The organism is Leptospira kobayashii, from assembly GCF_003114835.2.
GTDB lineage: Bacteria > Spirochaetota > Leptospiria > Leptospirales > Leptospiraceae > Leptospira_A > Leptospira_A kobayashii.
The window spans coordinates 891,209-904,284 of sequence record NZ_AP025028.1 but is presented as its reverse complement, the minus strand read 5'-3'; the positions used below and the strand labels follow the sequence as shown (position 1 = coordinate 904,284).

Sequence of the window (13,076 nt, the reverse complement as noted above, 5' to 3'; positions counted from 1 at the left end):
GTTCAATCGGACAGTTCGATGAAATCAAAAGGTTGCAAATCCACCGAGATGGGAGTCGGAGAAAGCAGATTGCTATTGTTTTTCGTATCATACATACTTACTCCCGGTCTCTCAAACTCCTTATTGCCTACATATAAGATTCCATCCCGCGCAATCAAAAGAGAAGACAAGCTGGCATCCGTCGATGTCGGAATGGAAAGTAGTGTATTTAATTTTTGTCCGTTGGAAGGATTAAAAACCTGTAAAGTTTTGTTAAAGGAAGCGTCCAGCACACTCGCATAACCTAAATTATCATTTGCAATTTGAACGGCAAGTATATCTCCTCCTGCTGTCTTCTCATCATACAATATTCCAGGTAAAAAGGTTTTGGAAGAGAGACGAAATGCAGTCACTCCTCCGTCCATTGCACTTAAGAAACCCAATCTATTGGCCGTAGCAAAAACCAAATGATCTTCCCCGAATAATTTGACAAACTGAGGTTTTCCCAACGGATTGGGCACGGGAAACTCGTAAGTTCCGATCACTTGATCTGCGATCATATCAATCTCCACCAAAAGTGAACGGCCGTAAGGTGGAAAATATCCGCTAGGATCATTCCTATCCAATCTTTGCAAACAGACATAAAGACTATTTCCCACACTGATCATCCCTACCATCTCAGGCAATCGGTCTGGGGAGGGACTCGATTCCGAATAAGAACCCAGATCAATGTTGCCGATGATCGATCCTGTTTCCGAATGAAGGATTCTTAAAAACCGGGAACCGTACAAACTGACAAATGCTTTGGAATGGCTGACCGATAAAATGATGTCCTGGGGATTCGTAGCTTCACCTATTGACCATTCGGCGGTAGTTTGATAACTCAAGTTGGGATCCAATATCTGAATACTGTCTTTACCCAAACGATTGACTACATAGACCTTTCCGTTTTGAAAGCGTGCGACTGCATCCGAATGAATGGGGGTAAGGCCGGGATAGGAAGATTTTAATTCGGGGCTCATTACCTTAAACCTGCCTCCTCCGCCGAAATCCGTCGTCACAATACCGATATTAGTCGGAATGTTCGATACTAAAAACAAACTCCAAATAGGTGGTCTTTTTAAGTCGGAACAAAATAGGAAATTTCCGAAGAGAACAAGATAGAATCCGGAAAGAATACTTTTTTTCATCAGAATCTACCACTCAAAGTAACATGCCAATTTCTTCCAGGAAGTGGATAACCGACGATATCCTCCACTCTTTTGTCTCCGATATTTCTAAAATCGAAGCTTAAGAGCAGTTCCTGCATACCTGAGTTCTTTTTCGGATTTTGGATTCCATCTTGCAAAGAATCGGCTTCCTGTTGGTAAAGAACTTGGGTATAGTATAAATTCCAAATCTGTCTTGATGGCTGGTAATTCACATATTCATTGGTTCTATCTTTGAAAACCGCTCCTACGTATACGCCTTCCACACCTAACTCCCATTTGTCTGCTTTGTAAGCGATAGTACTTGCAAGTTCGTGCAAAGGACGAAGAGGAAGAGTTCTTCCGTTCAGATACAAAGCCTGAGATGTATTGATCGCTTTTTGATATGTATAATCAAACACCAATTTCCAATGTTTGTATTCCGTTTTTTGAGAGACTTCCACACCGTCGATCTTTGCGGAATCCACATTTTCGGGTCTTAAGGTAAATTGCGAATTCGGCAAAAACAGAATCATGTCCTGAATCCGCCTTCTAAAATAAGAAACGCTTGTTTGCGATTTCAAATCCTTTTGCGTGTAACGGAGTACGGCACCTCCGTCTATATTATGACTTTTTTCAGGTTTCAATTTTTCATTGGGAAGAATCGTTCCCACTTCACCGAATAATTCCAAAAAACTGGGAATCCGATTTTGTTTGGCGATATTTCCCTTTAGATCGAATCCCCAATTCGCATTGTCTATAATTTTGACGAGTAATCCTGCTTTCGGATTTGTAAAGGCAGTCTTTTTATCACCCGAGGCAAAGGGATTCTCTCTTCTATACCAAGGTTCATCCGATTGAAACCGGTCCAAATAATTTTCCCAGGCGATCCCCGGTGTAAGTATCAATCTATCCTTGAACAACCGAATCTCATCTTCAATCCGTAAGGTGGTATAATTTCGGAATTTTTCGGGTTCATATTTCAGATCTATGTTAGTGACTGTACTTCTGGATCTTTCAAAAGATTCCTTTTCTATCCCAGCGTGAATTCGAAGAATCTGAAAATAATCCAATAAATAAAAAGTAGGGATGATGTGACCGCCAAACTGGCGCATATTGGCAACAGAATTGGGTGTTCCGCTGGAAAATTCCGATTTCGGATCGTATAAATTATCGTCTGAAAAAGATCCGAACACTCTTGTTTCCAATTGCAAAATCCCACCGAGTAAACCCTTCGTATTGGTGGTGAGGGACGAAGTATTACGCAGATATTTTCTGTGTACTTGTCTCGTTTGATTGGAAGCAGCGCCGGGGATTCCATGCATTCTGTAATTGAGATCATTCCAAAATTTGATTTTTGTTTTTCCGATTTCTCCATCCAAACCGATCATACCGGAGGAACGTTCGTATTGTGCGTTTTTTCTTCTATCAATCGTATCATCCAAGGGATTGACAAGTATGGTTCCATGAGGATTCAAATAAGGAAAGTTTTGATCCGACTTTTCTCCCAGAAAAAACAAACTTGTTCCTATACCTCCGTAAGTGGCGGAATGTGCAATAGACGCCTTACCTGTGTTATAGCTTCCTCCTCCGAGATTGATCCTGGTTTTAGGAGGACCTCCCGGAGCGCGGGTTACCAAATTTACACTTCCTCCGATCACAGAGCCGGTAAAACCTACGGGCGCACCGCTTCTGTAAACTTCCACCGACTGAAGATTTTCAAAAGGCAAGTCGGCCAAATTCACTTCTCCTCCTTGGGTATTATTGAAAGGAACTCCATCTATATAGATTCTGGATTGATTCGGATTCGTTCCTCTTAAGGAAAGAGTGGAATAAGACCCAAGTCCTCCGTATCTTCTGATTCTTACGCCAGCTTCTCTTTCCAGTACATCAGGAAGACTCGTATAACGTGATTTATATTGGTCAAGGTCGATTGATGTTTGAAATCCGGTGGGATTTTTTCTGAAATTCTCGGGAGTGTTCTTGTTTTCCGTTTTCCCGATGACTTCGATAGGTTTGTCTTCTTTTTTTTCGGGAGAATTCGTTTGAGAAAATATTTCCGAGGAGATAAAAAGAAAAAATAAAACCGGGAAAATATGCAAAACACGGGCGTTTAACCGCTGTATTGTTTCATAGACCGTTTTTTCTTTTTTTAAAAACAAAACTCTCTCCCGAAACTTGGGAGAAACATCAGGAAAAACCGCCCTTTCGTTTATCAGGCAAATCGAATTTCCTGTCTGGTGCTAACTCCCGAAAACCTGACATCTAAGAACTGTTTGTGGGTAGGTATTCTGGCTTGCACCGAGTAAGACGCCTTCCCATCACGGACAGTGGCAATATGTCTTACTTTTTATAAAGGTGATTACAGCTGCGGGTACAGCTCCGGTTTTCCACCGGATTCCCTTTCCCAAAAGTTCTATACCCAGAATTTAGAAACTTATCTGGGACGCAAATACATTAGTTTGTAAGAAGATAGGGCTAAGCCGAATCGATCGGACCTATCTCTCTTTATTTACAATCAAAGCCGCTTCGATTGAAGTTTTCAATCTAGGAAAAAATTTTATAAATTCAAACAGAGGATTTAACCAACCGCAAGTGATACAATAATAGGAGGAAAAAGGAGGAGTGTGATGCATAGAATGCATCTTTTTCGGCAAGATCATACCTGAAGTCTGCAAAATCCGAATCCATCCGGGAGGATTTTCCAAATGAGCCCATTTGTGAAATTGATTGGTAAATACGATTGAAGTTATGGAAAAAAGAAAAGAAAAAGAAATCCAAACAGAAATACTATCGAAGACAAAATAATAGATTCCCATGACAGGCAATACCACCAAACAAGTGTTCCCGTTTGTTTCGAAAAAATCATGTTTCGTAATGTCAGTCGGATCAACGTGATGCATTCGAAAGGGTTGGATGAAAGCGGGGCCGAAATAAGCCGTATTTTCATCTCCGAAATTATCACATAGAAAATGAACCATCCCCGATAAAAAATCGGCTATAATATATCCTATGCCCAAGCTAAGGATCAGATAAACCGAAGACATCCAAGGCTCTCCCGAAAAGGAAGCAGCGAACAAAGGGAATGTCTTCTTTACGAGAAAAATCAAACCGATGAGAAAAAGGAATACGGAACCGATTTCTAATTTTCTATGAAGATTCATAATCTCATAAAAAGAGTTTTGATTTTTTTACCGCAATAAATTTCCTAAAAGAGAGTTACTATTTTTTAAATCCGAAACTAGCTAAAACTATTACGAATGGAAGAAGTGTAATCCCGCAGAGCTTTCACACACCCTGCCAGATTTTTTCCGTTTTCCTCGATGATTCTTTGCACCGCAGAACCAATAATGATTCCATCCGCATAATGGGCGATTTGCGAAGCTTGTTCGGGAGTGGAAATTCCGAATCCCGCGCAAATGGGAAGATTCAAAATATCCTTTAGAAATTTAATCCTTTCTTCCAAATCCACGGAAAACTCCCGCCTTTCCCCTGTTACACCAAAGGAAGTTACGTAATAAATGAATCCCGAAGAAGTTTTTTTCATCATCTGAATCCTGGACTTTACGGTTGCAGGTGTAATCAAATGAATCAAATCCATATCTCTTTTCGCAAGTTCACGAAAAAGAAATTCGCTTTCCTCCGTATCAAAAGGTAAGTCGGGAATGACTAATCCTTCGATACCGGATGCCTTCGCTTGATTTAAGAAAGATTCGATTCCGCATCTGTAGATCGGATTGAAATAAGTCAGATAAACCAAAGGAGTTTCGGGGCGATGTTCATGAATCGCCTTTGTGACCGAAAATATTTTTTCGAATGAAAAAGGATTTTTAAGAGCCCGCGCATCTGCCCTTTGAATCACAGGACCGTCCGCAACCGGATCGGAAAAAGGAATTCCCAATTCCAAAATATCGGCTCCCGATTCCAAGATGGCCTTTCCGTATTCAACGGACGCTTCGTAATCAGGGTCGCCTAAAGTAAAAAAAGGAATATAAACGGACCGAACCGATTTGGTCTCAAAATATGTTTTAATCTTACTCAAATCGTATCTCCTCCCAAAAGTCGCAAAACTTCCGTTACATCCTTGTCCCCTCTTCCCGAAAGGCAGATGATAATGTCTTTTTTCCTTCCTAGTTTTTTCGCCACGTCTTTTGCCACATGAAAGGCATGAGCCGTTTCCAAAGCGGGAATGATTCCTTCGATCCGGCTTACCTCCAAAAAGGAAGCTAACGCCTCTTCGTCGGTAACCTGACGGTATTCCACCCGATGAGTTTGCGCCAAATGAGCATGTTCCGGTCCGACACCGGGATAATCCAACCCTGCTGATACGGAATGCGCAGGAACTATTTGACCGAAATCATCCTGGATGATAAGAGTTTTTGTTCCGTGCAAAAATCCTGTTTTGCCGTAAGTAATCGTCGCAGAATGCTGCCCCGGCTTGGAACCGAGTCCGCCTGCCTCCGCGCCGAAAATTCTCACCGATTTGTCTTTTAAAAATGGTGCAAACATTCCAATCGCGTTGGAACCGCCGCCCACACAGGCAACGATAGCATCCGGTAAAGATTTGTTTTCTTTTTTGAATTGTTTGCGTGCTTCCGTTCCGATCACGGCTTGCAAGTCACGAACAATCGTAGGAAAAGGATGAGGCCCTATTGCCGAACCTACTATATAATGAGTTGTAGATACATTCAAAGCCCAGTCTCTCATCGCTTCGCTGGTCGCTTCTTTCAAAGTCGCTTCTCCCGAAGTGACAGGAAGAATTTTTGCACCTAACATTTGTATTTTTTTTGCGTTCAGGTTTTGTCTTTTGACATCGACCTCGCCCATATAAACGACGGTTTCCAGTCCGAACATAGCGCCTACGGTCGCAGTTGCCAAACCATGTTGGCCCGCCCCCGTTTCCGCGATGATTCTTTTTTTACCCATATAACGTGCGATAAGCGCCTGGCCGATAGCATTATTGATTTTATGTGCGCCTGTGTGATTCAGATCTTCCCGCTTCAACCATACTTTGGCACCACCCCAATGTTTTGTTAGGTGTTCAGCATAAGTTAGAGGGGAAGGTCTTCCTACGTAGTTTTTCAAATAGTAGGAAAGTTCCTTTTGGAATTTTTTATTTTTCCGAAGTTTCGAATAAGTCGCTTCCAGTTCTTCCAACGCTTCCGTCAAAATCTCCGGCGAGTAACGACCCCCAAATTCTCCGAAATAACCAACTTGATCACGTGCCATAATTTCCAAATGTACAGATTCGTTTCTAAGGGAAACTGCCTTTTGCAATTTAGAATTTTCGGCAAAAGTTGGGCGCCTCGTCCGGCTCTCCGCTCCAATCTTTCCCTTACGGGAAAGGATTTCCGCTGCGATCCGGGGCGCGGGAAAACCGGATTTCGTTGTTGGGGTGATTGGGTTGATTCCCGTCAGGGTGCTTCAATTCGGGAGGTATATAAGAAAAGGATGGATGATATAGTTGGAATAGGTAAGAAAGAATACCATCCCCGCCCTATCGACATTGGGTGGGGTTAACCACCCGCCACCCAATGGCTCCCGTCTATCACACTCATTCCGTAAGCGCGAGCCGATTTCAGGGTTTTGTCTTTTTTCTTTCGAAAAGTTCGCCTTTTTGCCCTTAAGGCAACTTAGCTGCCAGTTCTTTCCTTAAATTTCCCAAAAGAGTTTTCACTTCCGACACAAAGTTCTCTTCTGTTGTGAAATGATGAGTCGTCTCCTCCATCGTCTTCCGATTGAGTATTGTGATCTCATTTTTCTCAAGAAACCCTTTACCTACTGTTAGTCGAACAGGAAATCCGATCAATTCGGAATCTTTGAACTTGAAACCGGGACCAAGATCACGATCGTCCCAAAGCACCTCTACCCCGCTTGTTTTCAACGCGGAATAAATTTTTTCTATTTTTGCAATGTCTTCGGGATTTTTTGCAATACTTACCAAACATACTTCGAAAGGCGCGATGGAGATCGGCCAATAAATTCCTTTATCATCATTGCACTGCTCGATAACAGTCGCCATACAACGATTCACTCCAATTCCGTAACAACCCATGGTTGTAGTGGTCGCCTTCCCTTTATCATTCAAAACCGTGATATCAAATGCTTTGGAATATTTTTGTCCCAGTTTGAAAATATGACCTACTTCGATTCCCTTTTCCGCTTTAAGGGGAGAATTGCAATTCGGACAAGGATCACCCGGAAGACTTTGGGAAAGATCCAAAACTTGAACTTCTTCCGATTTAAAATATTTGGATAGAGTTACGCCTTTTCTATGTTTATCAAACTCATTTGCGCCTGCCACATAGGATTCATTCCAATCCACCAAACTATCCACAAGCACGAGTAAATCCTTCGACGGAGCCAATCCCGGTCCGATAAATCCCGCCACCAAACCTAACTGCGTGAGTTCCGACTGAGACATCGGCCGCAGCTCATTTGCATTCAAATGGTTTTTCAGTTTATTCTCATTTAACTCGCGCTCACCTCTAAGGAAAACCAAGACATATTTTCCGTCATAAGAGAGAGCAACCGCCTTCAAACAATTTTCAGGCTGAATCGAAAGAAAGTTCGCAACATCCGCAATGGATTTTTGTCCCGGAGTTTCAACGACCTTTTCCTCTTCATTTATAGGTTTAGGATTTTTTACAATAACAACGGGAGTCTTTTCTATATTACCGGAATAACCGCAAGAATCGCAAAGGGTAAGCGTTTCTTCTCCGATGGGGGACACCACCATAAATTCTTCCGACGCAGAACCACCCATATTTCCCGAGTCAGCTTGCACTGGAATCGTGCTAAGTCCCAACCTAGCGAATATTTTGCGGTAAGTCGCACGCATCTTTTGGTAAGTTTCATCCAAAGATTCATCGTCCAGATGAAAGGAATAAGCATCTTTCATAGTAAACTCACGAGAACGAATCACACCGAAACGGGGACGGATTTCATCTCTGAACTTAGTATGAATTTGATATACATTGATCGGTAGATCCTTATAGGAACGAACCATCGGTTTAACCAAAACACAAAACGATTCTTCATGGGTGGGCCCGAGGCAACTCTCGCTATCATGACGATCCCTCAACCGAAACATTTCTTTACCCATCTTATCCCAACGTCCCGACTCTTTCCAGATTTCACTCGGTGTCAAAATCGGAAGTTGAAATTCAAGTGCACCTGCATCGTTCATTTCTTCCCGAACAATGTTTTCGATTTTCTTCAAAATCCTTAAACCCAAAGGTAGATAACTATAAAGACCGGAAGAAGACTTACGCACAAGACCTGCGCGTAACATCAATTTATGGGAAGCGACGACCGCATCTTGGGGATCATCTTTGGTTGTGGGAATTAGATAAGAACTAGCCTTCATTTTTTAAGAATATACCTTTATACATATTAAAAGAAACGCATCACATCGTTGAACGAAACAAAGAGTCCGAGTCCGATGAGAAAGAAAAAACCTACCCTGAAAATCGCCTCAATCGCCTTGCGGGGAAGAGGTCTTCCCGTAATCGCTTCGTAGGCATAAAGTACGATATGTCCCCCATCCGCCATAGGAATAGGAAGAAGATTCATCACCATAAGTGCCAATGAAATTTTGGCAACAAAGTCCAAATAGGTCGCCCAACCGTATTCCAAACTGATACCTGCAAATTGAACGATACCTATGGGACCGGAAAGATTGTCCTTAGGGGACAGAAATCCGGAAAATAATAATTTAATTCCCGTTAGAGTCATCGCTACATAATCATAAACTTTTTCGGAAGAAGAAACAAAAGCAGTAACGATACCCGTTTCTCTTTCCATTTGTTCCGCCTGAAACTTCATGGAAGGACGAAATCCCAAAAGTCCGATCGGCTTGAGATGAAGTTCCGAAGAATATTTCATATTTCCAACCCAGACATTCTTCCGAACATCTCCTTCCTTTTGAAAATAAGCAATCAAGTCGTTCGCATGAGCGAAACTCTTATCTTCGATTTTCAAATTGGAAAGTCGGTTTTCAATTTCAGGATCATAACTGTCCAATCGCAAATAAGGAACGTTCAATTCCGGGAAACTGGGATGTCTCGTATCTATAAATTCAAATACTTGTGCTCCCAAAACGGGGATATTAACAGTGGTTAGTTCTGTGGCCCAAGGAGTGAGAAGAGGATATGTTTTCCGATCCACTAAAACAGGTATGGTTTCATTCTGATGTTTACCAAGCTCTGCCTGCAAATCCGGAATCGTATAAACATCCGTTCCGCCTACTTTTAAAATCACATCGCCGTCTTTCAAATATTTCAAGGCACGCTTGCGAAGACTTTGTTCCCTTTCCGCACGTTCCCTTTTTTTCAAATATTCTTCCGGAATCTCATCCTTTTTTTCCTCGATGATTCCTTGAAAATATTCGGAGGATTTGTCTTCATTATCCAATATGCTTGCAAGTGCATGACCTGCTTGTTCGGCATAAGTAAACGTAGCGACTACACGTCTTTCTCCGAACGGTTCCACTCCGATAGTAGGCCGCCCTCCCGCAGAATATAAGTTAGGTACGATTTCCAAATTACTTTTTTTGCCTTCTCTCTCGTATTCCAATTGAATAGGATCACCGGTGGTAAGGCTGATATTAGCAAAAATATCTTCAAAGTTTTCCGTCTTTTTACCGTTCACGGACAGGATACGATCTCCCGTACGAAGCCCTGCCAAATATGCGGGGGAATTGATCTGATTGGAAGCTTCGATGAAAATCCTATTGGAAGCAGGACTATCGCCGGAAAGATCGAGAATAAACAACAAAAGAAAACCTAACACTAGGTTAGCGAATGGTCCTCCGAGTACGGGGATCATACGTTTCAAAGGAGGGGTTCCTAAAAGTTCTCCCGGACGGCCGCGCAATTTTTTACCATAATCGTCTCCTCTGAAAAGCACATAACCGCCGATAGGGATCGCTGTGATTTGATAAATGGTTTTGCCGATTCTTTTTTTCCAAATTCCTTTTCCGTAACCGAGCGAAAAAATTCGCGCTTCTACTCCGACGAGTTTTCCACAGAGAAGATGCCCCAACTCATGAATAAAGATGGAAACAGCTAACATTAATACTGCGCCTAAAATTAGAATGATCATACATGTACTCCTTTTAGGTACTTTCCGTTTACAAACGATCTGGCTTCCCTATCCTTTTCGAAAAATCCATCCCAATCTTCGGGATATGTAATCACCAGTTCGTTCAAAGTTTCTTCAATAATTCGGGGGATCTGGACAAAAGGAATCTTTTCCTCTAAAAACAGAGACACCGCAGTTTCATTCGCTGCGTTAAAAATCGCAGGTGCCGCACCGCCTGTTCTACCGGCCTGGAATGCGAGTGCCAATGCAGGATACCGATTCGGATCGGGATTTCTGAAACTCAAATTTTTCCAGGAATGGGGCTTTCTATCAATCAAAAGTTTAGGTGTTTTATTTGGATAAAATAACGCATGTGCTACGGGATATATCATATCAGGATGGCTCGTATATTGTAAACAGGCGCCGTCCAGGGTTTCTATGATTCCGTGAGTCAATGATTCGGGATGAATTACCACTTCGATCTGATCATAGGAAAATCCGAATAGAAAATGCGCTTCAATCACTTCCAGACCTTTATTGACAAGACCTGCGGAATCCACAGTAATCTTCGGCCCCATAGACCAGGTAGGATGATTTAACGCCTGTTTAATGGAAACATTCGGCAGCTCCTCAATCGGTAGATCACGAAACGATCCGCCGGAAGCGGTAAGAGTGATGGCACGGATATTATTCCTTTCTTCTTTTTCCAAGAGTTGAAACAGTGCATTGTGTTCGGAATCCACAGGCACCATGCTCACTCCGTACTCTTTAACCAAACGATTGATATAAGGTCCGAAAGTGACCAAAGTTTCTTTATTTGCGATTGCGATTTTTTTCTTTGCTTTAATGGCAGTAATCGTCGGCAAAGCACCGGCAGCACCCACAATCGCGGTCACCACGGTATCGACTTCGGAAAGGGAAACAATTTCATCGAGTCCCGTTGGACCGTAAACAATTCGTGTTCCGTTTTTTTTGTCCCCAAAAACACCTATTTGTTTTTCATCGGTGATGCAAACGAAATCAGGACGAAACTCGTCTATCAATTCCAAAGCAAGTTTGGTATTGCTATGAACACTAAAAGATACAAGTCGAAAACTCTCGGGGAATTTCTTAAGAACCTTTAGAGTGGACGCTCCCACCGAACCAGAAATCCCAAGGACAGAAACACCAATCATTGGTAATTAGACTGATTTCAAACAGGGAATCCCAAGATTCCTTTGAATTGAAAATAATAATAAACTGCCGGAACGGTGAAGAGAAGTGCATCTGCCAAATCCAATAGCCCGCCATGTCCCGGAATTAAAGCGGAAGAATCTTTGATCTTGGCGTCACGTTTCATAGCTGACTCAGCAAGATCCCCCATCACGGAGAGAATGGAAACAAAGAACGCAAGTAGAACTGATTCGAGTGTGGTCACCGGAAGTTTCACTCCGGAAAAATGTTCCCAAAGGAAATTCAAGAGAAGCACACTCAAAACAGCTGTTATATTCCCGACGACATAACCTTCCCATGTTTTTTTCGGGGAAATTTTCAATCCTGCAGGATGTTTCCCGAACCAACGGCCGCCGAAATAAGCTCCCGCGTCACTGATGAAAGTGATCGTAGAAACAAGAAAGATATAATATGCTCCGAATGGGAACGCAAGTAATAATAAAAAATGGCCGATCGGCAGAGCAAGATAAACGGCACCGAAAATAGTAGCGCTAGCGGAAAAAAGTGCTCCGTCTAACGGGCGCTTAAAGATCTGTAGAATCCAGACTGTGATGGACAACGCGATGATAAGAAAAGGAACCGGATGAAAACTTTCTCTTAAATGTTTGGAAATCTCAACCGTCCAAGCAGGCGGACTGACATTGTATTGAAGACCCAAAAATTGAAAATAATATACAAGCAGGATCAATAGGGAAAAGAAAAGACCTGTTCCGAAAAACGGCTTCGAATCCTCTCTGGTGCAGAATGCATATAACTCGCGTAATCCGAAGAATACAACTGCGCTTCCAAAAAGCAAAAACTCCAAATAATACCAGCCGGAATGAAAGATCATGGTGACGTAAGCTGCAACGAGACCCGCCGCCGAAAGAATTCTTAATGTAGTTTCACTCATGAAAGACCACCAAATTTGCGTTTTCTAGATTCAAAAAAATGTAGGGCTTCTTCCAAAGAGTCCCGATCGAAATCAGGCCATAGAGTATTTGTGAAGAAAAACTCAGCATAGGCGATTTGCCATAAAAGAAAATTGGAAACCCTCTGTTCACCTGCTGTCCTGATCAATAAGTCTACCGGAGGAAGGGGGTATGTATACAAATATTTTTCAAATTCCTTAGGAGAAACAGGCTTATCCAAAGAGATTTTTTTATGAATGCGATCTTTTTGTAATCTTTGAAAAGAACTAAGAATCTCTTCTTGTCCGCCGTAATTCAGACAAAAATTGGCAGTTAGCTTTTTGTTCTTTTTTGTCGCCTCAACGGCAGTATTGATCTTTTGTTTTACTTTCGTCGAAAGCTTATTTAGATTTCCGGAGTGTTGGATACGAATTCCTTTTTTTTGGATGTCCTCCAAACGACTGTCTATAAATTCGATTAGCAAATTGAAGATCGCGTTGACTTCGGTGATCGGCCTTTTCCAATTTTCAGTGGAAAAGGCATATAAAGATACCGCTTTGATTTTATGTTCCAAGGCGACATCTAATAGACGATCGATGGCTTTCGCGCCTTCTCTATGACCTTCTGTTCTTTTTTTACCTTGTCTTTCCGCCCAACGACCATTGCCGTCCATAATGACACCAATATGTGCGGGAATGGTTTTAAATTTCATTATAAGAGTTAA

10 protein-coding genes and 1 riboswitch are annotated in these 13,076 nt (G+C 42.1%); all 10 genes read right to left on the bottom strand.

All coding sequences use genetic code 11. The annotated features are described in order from the left end of the window. Positions 1-2 precede the first annotated feature (2 nt). A complete protein-coding gene (locus DI077_RS04000; RefSeq protein WP_109020687.1) occupies positions 3-1,169 on the bottom strand; it encodes a hypothetical protein in 1,167 nt (388 codons plus the stop codon). Then, complete coding sequence (locus DI077_RS03995; protein ID WP_109020688.1) at positions 1,169-3,328, bottom strand: TonB-dependent receptor plug domain-containing protein; 2,160 nt, start codon at positions 3,326-3,328, stop codon at positions 1,169-1,171. Before DI077_RS03995 ends, DI077_RS04000 begins: the two co-directional genes overlap by 1 nt. Positions 3,329-3,430: 102 nt before the next feature. Continuing rightward, a riboswitch (cobalamin riboswitch) is annotated at positions 3,431-3,607 on the bottom strand. 57 nt (positions 3,608-3,664) lie between these two features. After that, complete coding sequence (locus DI077_RS03990) at positions 3,665-4,330, bottom strand: fatty acid desaturase CarF family protein (RefSeq protein ID WP_109020689.1); 666 nt, start codon at positions 4,328-4,330, stop codon at positions 3,665-3,667. A 77-nt stretch (positions 4,331-4,407) separates the two neighbouring features. Further along, entirely contained in the window at positions 4,408-5,208 is an 801-nt protein-coding gene (trpA, locus tag DI077_RS03985) for a tryptophan synthase subunit alpha (RefSeq protein ID WP_109020690.1), read from the bottom strand. Next, a complete protein-coding gene (trpB, locus tag DI077_RS03980) occupies positions 5,205-6,395 on the bottom strand; it encodes a tryptophan synthase subunit beta (RefSeq protein ID WP_109020741.1) in 1,191 nt (396 codons plus the stop codon). Before trpB ends, trpA begins: the two co-directional genes overlap by 4 nt. A 394-nt stretch (positions 6,396-6,789) precedes the next feature. Further along, the gene (locus DI077_RS03975; RefSeq protein ID WP_109020692.1) at positions 6,790-8,535 is read right to left on the bottom strand and encodes a proline--tRNA ligase; all 1,746 of its coding nucleotides are present in this window, start codon (positions 8,533-8,535) and stop codon (positions 6,790-6,792) included. 26 nt (positions 8,536-8,561) lie between these two features. Then, the gene (locus tag DI077_RS03970) at positions 8,562-10,271 is read right to left on the bottom strand and encodes a site-2 protease family protein (protein WP_167837159.1); all 1,710 of its coding nucleotides are present in this window, start codon (positions 10,269-10,271) and stop codon (positions 8,562-8,564) included. After that, on the bottom strand, positions 10,268-11,425 hold the full coding sequence (dxr, locus tag DI077_RS03965) for a 1-deoxy-D-xylulose-5-phosphate reductoisomerase (RefSeq protein ID WP_109020693.1): 1,158 nt from the start codon (positions 11,423-11,425) through the stop codon (positions 10,268-10,270). Before dxr ends, DI077_RS03970 begins: the two co-directional genes overlap by 4 nt. 17 nt (positions 11,426-11,442) lie before the next feature. Further along, on the bottom strand, positions 11,443-12,354 hold the full coding sequence (locus tag DI077_RS03960; RefSeq protein ID WP_109020694.1) for a CDP-archaeol synthase: 912 nt from the start codon (positions 12,352-12,354) through the stop codon (positions 11,443-11,445). Next, positions 12,351-13,064: an isoprenyl transferase gene (locus tag DI077_RS03955; RefSeq protein ID WP_109020695.1), complete on the bottom strand. Its 714-nt coding sequence runs from the start codon at positions 13,062-13,064 to the stop codon at positions 12,351-12,353. Before DI077_RS03955 ends, DI077_RS03960 begins: the two co-directional genes overlap by 4 nt. Between the last annotated feature and the right edge of the window lie 12 nt (positions 13,065-13,076).

What these genes read in the sequence shown, in the direction of transcription:
- DI077_RS04000 (WP_109020687.1), bottom strand. Translation starts at nt 1,169, where the DNA reads ATGAAAAAAAGTATTCTTTCCGGATTCTATCTTGTTCTCTTCGGAAAT.
- DI077_RS03970 (WP_167837159.1), bottom strand. Translation starts at nt 10,271, where the DNA reads ATGATCATTCTAATTTTAGGCGCAGTATTAATGTTAGCTGTTTCCATC.
- DI077_RS03955 (WP_109020695.1), bottom strand. Translation starts at nt 13,064, where the DNA reads ATGAAATTTAAAACCATTCCCGCACATATTGGTGTCATTATGGACGGC.
- dxr (WP_109020693.1), bottom strand. Translation starts at nt 11,425, where the DNA reads ATGATTGGTGTTTCTGTCCTTGGGATTTCTGGTTCGGTGGGAGCGTCC.
- DI077_RS03990 (WP_109020689.1), bottom strand. Translation starts at nt 4,330, where the DNA reads ATGAATCTTCATAGAAAATTAGAAATCGGTTCCGTATTCCTTTTTCTC.
- DI077_RS03975 (WP_109020692.1), bottom strand. Translation starts at nt 8,535, where the DNA reads ATGAAGGCTAGTTCTTATCTAATTCCCACAACCAAAGATGATCCCCAA.
- trpB (WP_109020741.1), bottom strand. Translation starts at nt 6,395, where the DNA reads ATGGCACGTGATCAAGTTGGTTATTTCGGAGAATTTGGGGGTCGTTAC.
- DI077_RS03960 (WP_109020694.1), bottom strand. Translation starts at nt 12,354, where the DNA reads ATGAGTGAAACTACATTAAGAATTCTTTCGGCGGCGGGTCTCGTTGCA.